The following is a 5,562-nucleotide window of genomic DNA, read 5'->3' as shown; positions in this document are numbered from 1 at the left end:
TCGAACTCGGATTGTTTACACCAAGCGCCATTTGAATCTTCCATTTACTGGTTTCAGCTTGGCTAAAACCTAAAAACGAGATGAACAGAAAAATAATAGAAACCGAAGCTTTTTTGAAGTTTATAAAAGATGTGTTCATAAAACTATATTGTTTAATTTGCGGCATAAAAAGTTGTAAAGCTAGCAATGCAAAAAACCTTACCCTACAAAACTAAACAATTCTTAATTGTGCTTCTAAAAATAAGCTTAGTAGTTGGTGCATTTTATTTTATCTTTTATAAATTAACTACAAACAACCAATTAGATTTTAAGGTTTTTAGTGCGTTTTTATCCGCAAACAAGGCTTTTTCACTAAAAAACATCTTATTCCTACTCGTTTTGAGCTATTTTAACTGGATTTTAGAAATTTTGAAATGGCAGGATTTAGTATCCGTTTTTAAGAAAATAAGTTTTAAAATGGCACTTCAGCAAAGTCTTGGTTCTTTAACTGCTTCTTTGTTTACACCTAACAGAATTGGAGAATATGGTGCCAAAGCCATTTTTTATACCTCAGAGTTTAGAAGAAGAATAGTCCTATTGAATTTCCTTGGAAACAGCATGCAAATGTTAGTAACTACAGTTTTTGGACTTATTGGTTTGTACTTTTTTATGACGACTTATTCTATGGATATCAATTATACTAAAACTGCTAAGTTTGCAGCTGTTTTATTATTTATTTTAAGCTTAGTGTTTTTTGGATGGAAGAAAAAAACAGTGACTATTAAAGGCGTTTCCATTGAAAAAGTATGGCAGTTCTTTAAGAATATCCCATTGAAACATTATAGTGTTTGTCTTATGCTTTCCATTTTTAGGTATCTTATATTTTCGTTTCAATTTTATTTTTTGCTTCATTTATTTGGGGTGGAAATTTCCTATTTAACTGCGATGATTGTAATTACTTCCATGTATTTATTGGTGTCTGTAATCCCTTCTATTTTTATTTTTGATGTGGTAATAAAGGGTGGTGTAGCTGTGTATTTATTTTCTTTGACTGGCGTTAACGAACTGACAACTTTAAGCGTCGTAACCTGTATGTGGCTACTTAATTTCGTGATTCCAAGCTTACTTGGTGGCGTGTTTGTTTTAAACTTTAAACTCCCTAAAAACACTGCCTCATGATAGCTGTAAGCTTACTCATTACGTTTCTGTATCTGCTTTTAATAGGAGGTTTTATTTATGGTTTCGACCAAGTTTCTGAATTTAAATATAAAGAAACCTCAACAAAAACGAAATTTTCTGTAATTGTTCCTTTTCGAAATGAAGCTAAAAATCTACCCACATTATTAAGGTCCATTTCAAAATTAAAATACTCTTTTTTAAACTTCGAAATAATTTTTGTGAACGACGCTTCCGAGGATACTTCATGCGAGATTATTAAAAATCATTTGGGCAACAGTGAAATTGATTTCAAAATCCTTCAGAATAAAAGAAAGTCTAAATCCCCGAAAAAAGACGCTATTTCAACAGCTATTGAACATGCTAAAAACGAATGGATCTTGACTACAGATGCTGATTGCTTGCTTCCCGAATTGTGGTTAAACTGCTATAATAGTTTCATCAACAAAACGGATGCAAAAATGATTTCTGGCCCAGTTGCCTATTACAACATTCAAACATTTCTAGACAAATTCCAAGCTTTCGATTTTTTGAGTTTAATTGGCGCGACCATTGGCGGCTTTGGATTAAAATTACCTTTTTTAAGCAATGGGGCTAATTTAGCTTACAAAAAGGATTTTTTTAAAACCTTAAATGGTTTTGATGGCAATACCAATATTGCCAGTGGGGATGATGTGTTTTTACTACAAAAAGCCATAGAAAAACACAGAGATTCCGTATTATTTTTAAAAGCCAAGGAAGCCATAGTTTTTACAAAACCGCAACCAGATTTTTCCAGTTTAAAATCGCAACGAATTCGTTGGGCTTCAAAAACAACCCATTATAAAAATAACTTTGGAAAATTAACCGGGCTTCTAGTTCTTTTAATGAATGCTAGTTTAATTGCTTTCTTGTTGTTAGCATTTCTAGAGGTTTTCAAATTCAAATTATTACTAATTATTTTCATTTTAAAAACAAGCATCGATTTTGTATTACTATATAAAACGGCTTCATTTTTTAATCAGAAGAAATTATTTAAAAGCTATTTTTTTAGTGCTTTAATGTATCCGTTTTTTAGTGTTTATATAGCGACTACCTCCATTTTTTCAAGCTATAAATGGAAAGACAGAGCTTATAGAAAATAGTGCGCAAATCATTTATTTTTGTTAGATTTACAAGAACTGAAATCCTTGATCTAATGAAAAAGCTTGTCTTTATTTTGTGCCTTTTATTCTCCTTTTCATCTCTATATGCGCAAGAATCCTACATCATAAATGGTGAAACGCTTCAGCTAAAAACTGAAGTTGAAGGAAATTTGGATTTATTATGGAACACGATAGATCGACAATACAGATATTTTATAAGAACAAAGGATGGTTCTATCCAAGAATTGGTAAATACCAAAAATCCGGAAACCAAAAAATATCAAGAAGAGTATAAAGCCACTCTAAATGAGTTGACACAGGAATACGGGCTTTCGGCGGAAGACGTCAGATTAACGCTTGCTAGTTTAAAAGATTATATCAATATGTATAATTCCACAAGCGATATAAATTTTAATTATGAACCAAGAGCGAAGATGCAATCGCGCTTAGGTGTTTTTGGAGGCCTCACCAATCAGCCCTTTGTAAATAATCCTAACAATACATCTGTACCATTTTTTGGCGCAGAATTCGAAGTCTATAGCGACAAACGCTTAGAACGTCATGCAGGATATTTTAACCTTAGAACTGCTTTGGAGGCGGACGATTTTAAATATTCATCCACACAATTAGGCTTAGGATATAGATACCGCTTTATCAATAAAAGCAATTTCAGTATTTATGGAAACTTGACATTTGTTACTTACACCTTTTACAACGAAACCGTTAGTTATGAAGACGAGCTAAATCCAGGGACTTATATCACTAAAAAGCAATCTGACTCACAATTAGAGGCGCCATTTATTTTCGGATTAGGAAGTGATATAAAAGTAACCAAGAATGGATACATCACCCTTGCCTACAACAATCTGATAGCTTTATTTAATGAAAATGAAGGAAATTTTCCAATTGATTTTGCCGTTGGCTTTAAATTCAACTTGTAATTAAAACATTTCGTTTAAAATCTTTAATTCACTTGAATAATAACTGGAAGGGTAAAAGCTGTTTTTACTTGTTGCCCACGTTTTATGGCTGGATAAATTTCTGGTAAGGAATCCAAACTGTTTTTAAGAAGGTCGTCAATATTTGGAATTTCATGACGTGTTACAGAGTCCACTTTGGCTTCTAAGAAGGATAAAATTCCTTTTTCCGAAATTTGAAATTTTATATAAATGGTATCATCAATGTTTTGTGAAACCACTAAGGTATCTCTCTGAATTCTACTAGTAATAATAGCCGTTAAGGTATTTTGAAAACAGGCTTTTTTTTCTTTTTTTGAAACATCATCACTACAGGATGCAAAAGAAGGATAATCGTCCACATCACTCCAATTAAATGTTTTTAGTTCTTCATTTAAAATAGCATCTGAGGTTGTTTTCTTTACATCAAAATAATTGCAAGAAACAAGCAATAAAAAACCAAAAAAAAGGTACAATTGTTTCATACAGGGATTTAAAACGGAAAAATACAATATTTTTGATTATTCTTCATAAATGCAGCTGTTTAAACATAAAAAAACCGAAGACAAAGCTTCGGTTTTTAGTGTTTATTATTTATTATTCCTTTATTTCAAATTTAATTGGTAAATAATAAGGGACGTTTACAGCTTTTCCTTCGTGCATTCCTGGTGCCATTTTTGGTAATAGGTTAACTACTCGAATAGCTTCGTCTACCAATTCTGGTTTCGGTGCTCGTGCTTTTGCTTCTGTAATATTCCCTTGTTTATCTATTTTAAAGAATACAGAAATTTTTACAATTCCAGCTAAGTTTAAGGTTTTGGCTAAATCTGTATTGAAGTTTTCAGCAATAAAAGTGCTTAATTCCTTATTGAAGCAAGATCTTCTGATAGCTTCATCTTCTTGAGAATCGCAACCTGGAAAAACCGGAACTCGTTCAATTTTTTCAAAAGACACTTCACCAATCGTATTAAATTGTGACGTGTTAAATGGTTTTGTTGAAACATCCTGACCTTCAACATTTGCTTTAATAACATCTAAAAAATAGGTTGTTAGCTCTTCTTTTTCAGATTCGTTTAATTTTCCATCCGTGTCAAAGGATTCGATAATCATTTTTAATTGATCTTCTTGAGGATTTTCGCTTAAAACTGCAAGACTTTCTCGACCTGTATCACTACAAGAAGAATAAATTAACATCCCAAATACCATGGGAATTAAAAGTGCGTACCTTACTAATTGGACTTGTTTTGATTTTGATTTTTGTAACATAACGATTCGTTTTTTGATTAATGATTGTTTAAAAAATGGATTGATGAATGAGACCTGCTTGGCTTGAAATACTTGCGATAACAGGTTTTGATAATATTGTTGTTTATTGTGTTTTACAGCTTCGGAATCTGCTATAAATTCGTGCAAAACCGAAATTCTATTTTGATACATATAAATGAATGGATTGAACCAAAACAGAATTCGAAGCAGTTCGAAAAAAAGCATGTCGAAGGTGTGTTTTTGCTTCACATGAACCAGTTCGTGCTGTAAAATGGTTTCTCGCTCTTCATTTTCCAATTGCTGGCCAAGAAAGATGTAATTAAAGAATGAAAAAGCATCGCGACTGTTCTCAAGATTCACAATCCGTAATTTAGATTCTTGATGCTTTTGATTGCCGCTAATCAATCGGATTATTTTAATCAGTTTAAATGCAAAAATCACAAAAGCTATGATTGAACCAAGGTAAAACAGATACATCCAAGACCATGAAAAACCTGCTGCTTGATTAGCACCTTCAAGTAATACCTCGTCCAGAACGATTGGGTTTTGTTTCCCTATAACAACTTCTGGAAGCGTAATAATATATTCTTGTGGTACGATGTTTTTAAACATCTCAATTTTAATAAATGGTAAAACAAACGAAAAGGCAGCCGTAATTAAAAGATAAGCCCTATTCCAATTGAAGAAGGTTTCTTTTTTTAAGAACACATCGTAAACGATTAAAAAGAATAATTGAAAAGCGATAGCTTGAATGATGTATAGTGCCATAATTAATCTTTTTTATTAATATCTTTTAAAACCGACTCCAACTCTTGAAGACTGATGTCGTTTTTCTTCACAAAAAAAGACACCATACTTTTAAAAGAGCCTTGAAAATAATTGTCGACCAAGGTATTTAAGCTTTGATTGCTATAATCTTGTTTTTTAACCAATGGGAAATAAATATGGCCTTTTCCCTTTTTTTCGTAGTCTACAAAGCCTTTACTTTCTAGAATTCGAACTATGGTGGAAACCGTATTATAGGCTGGTTTGGGTTCTGGTAAGAGGTCTATAATTTGTTT

6 protein-coding genes are annotated in these 5,562 nt (G+C 32.0%); 3 read left to right on the top strand and 3 right to left on the bottom strand.

Annotated elements, in window-relative coordinates; all coding sequences use genetic code 11:
- Positions 1-186: 186 nt before the first annotated feature.
- The 3 genes from VKY47_RS05490 to VKY47_RS05480 are packed head-to-tail and all read left to right on the top strand — an operon-like array spanning position 187 to position 3,220.
- Positions 187-1,158 (top strand): lysylphosphatidylglycerol synthase domain-containing protein, encoded by a 972-nt coding sequence (locus tag VKY47_RS05490; RefSeq protein WP_324311039.1) that lies wholly within the window; start codon positions 187-189, stop codon positions 1,156-1,158.
- Positions 1,155-2,279 (top strand): glycosyltransferase family 2 protein, encoded by a 1,125-nt coding sequence (locus VKY47_RS05485; RefSeq protein ID WP_324311037.1) that lies wholly within the window; start codon positions 1,155-1,157, stop codon positions 2,277-2,279. The genes VKY47_RS05490 and VKY47_RS05485 overlap by 4 nt, the downstream gene beginning before the upstream one ends.
- Positions 2,280-2,332: 53 nt before the next feature.
- Positions 2,333-3,220: a hypothetical protein gene (locus tag VKY47_RS05480; RefSeq protein ID WP_324311035.1), complete on the top strand. Its 888-nt coding sequence runs from the start codon at positions 2,333-2,335 to the stop codon at positions 3,218-3,220.
- 23 nt (positions 3,221-3,243) lie between these two features.
- Here the strand turns inward: VKY47_RS05480 and VKY47_RS05475 are convergent, their stop codons facing one another.
- The 3 genes from VKY47_RS05475 to VKY47_RS05465 all read right to left on the bottom strand — a co-directional run.
- On the bottom strand, positions 3,244-3,720 hold the full coding sequence (locus VKY47_RS05475) for a hypothetical protein (RefSeq protein ID WP_324311033.1): 477 nt from the start codon (positions 3,718-3,720) through the stop codon (positions 3,244-3,246).
- Positions 3,721-3,832: 112 nt separating this feature from the next.
- Positions 3,833-5,269 carry a M56 family metallopeptidase gene (locus VKY47_RS05470; protein WP_324311031.1) on the bottom strand — a complete coding sequence of 479 codons (1,437 nt, stop codon included), beginning with the start codon at positions 5,267-5,269 and terminating at the stop codon, positions 3,833-3,835.
- 2 nt (positions 5,270-5,271) lie between these two features.
- On the bottom strand, positions 5,272-5,562 hold a 291-nt coding region (locus VKY47_RS05465), incomplete at its 5' end, for a BlaI/MecI/CopY family transcriptional regulator (RefSeq protein ID WP_324311030.1).

Source organism: Xanthomarina sp. (assembly GCF_035306705.1).
Classification (GTDB): domain Bacteria; phylum Bacteroidota; class Bacteroidia; order Flavobacteriales; family Flavobacteriaceae; genus Xanthomarina.
Note: the sequence above shows the minus strand (reverse complement) of the source record. Positions and strands in the feature narration are given on the sequence as shown.

Excerpts from the sequence above, each read along its gene's own strand:
- VKY47_RS05490 (WP_324311039.1), top strand. The coding sequence starts at position 187 with ATGCAAAAAACCTTACCCTACAAAACTAAACAATTCTTAATTGTGCTT.
- VKY47_RS05485 (WP_324311037.1), top strand. The coding sequence starts at position 1,155 with ATGATAGCTGTAAGCTTACTCATTACGTTTCTGTATCTGCTTTTAATA.
- VKY47_RS05480 (WP_324311035.1), top strand. The coding sequence starts at position 2,333 with ATGAAAAAGCTTGTCTTTATTTTGTGCCTTTTATTCTCCTTTTCATCT.
- VKY47_RS05475 (WP_324311033.1), bottom strand. The coding sequence starts at position 3,720 with ATGAAACAATTGTACCTTTTTTTTGGTTTTTTATTGCTTGTTTCTTGC.
- VKY47_RS05470 (WP_324311031.1), bottom strand. The coding sequence starts at position 5,269 with ATGGCACTATACATCATTCAAGCTATCGCTTTTCAATTATTCTTTTTA.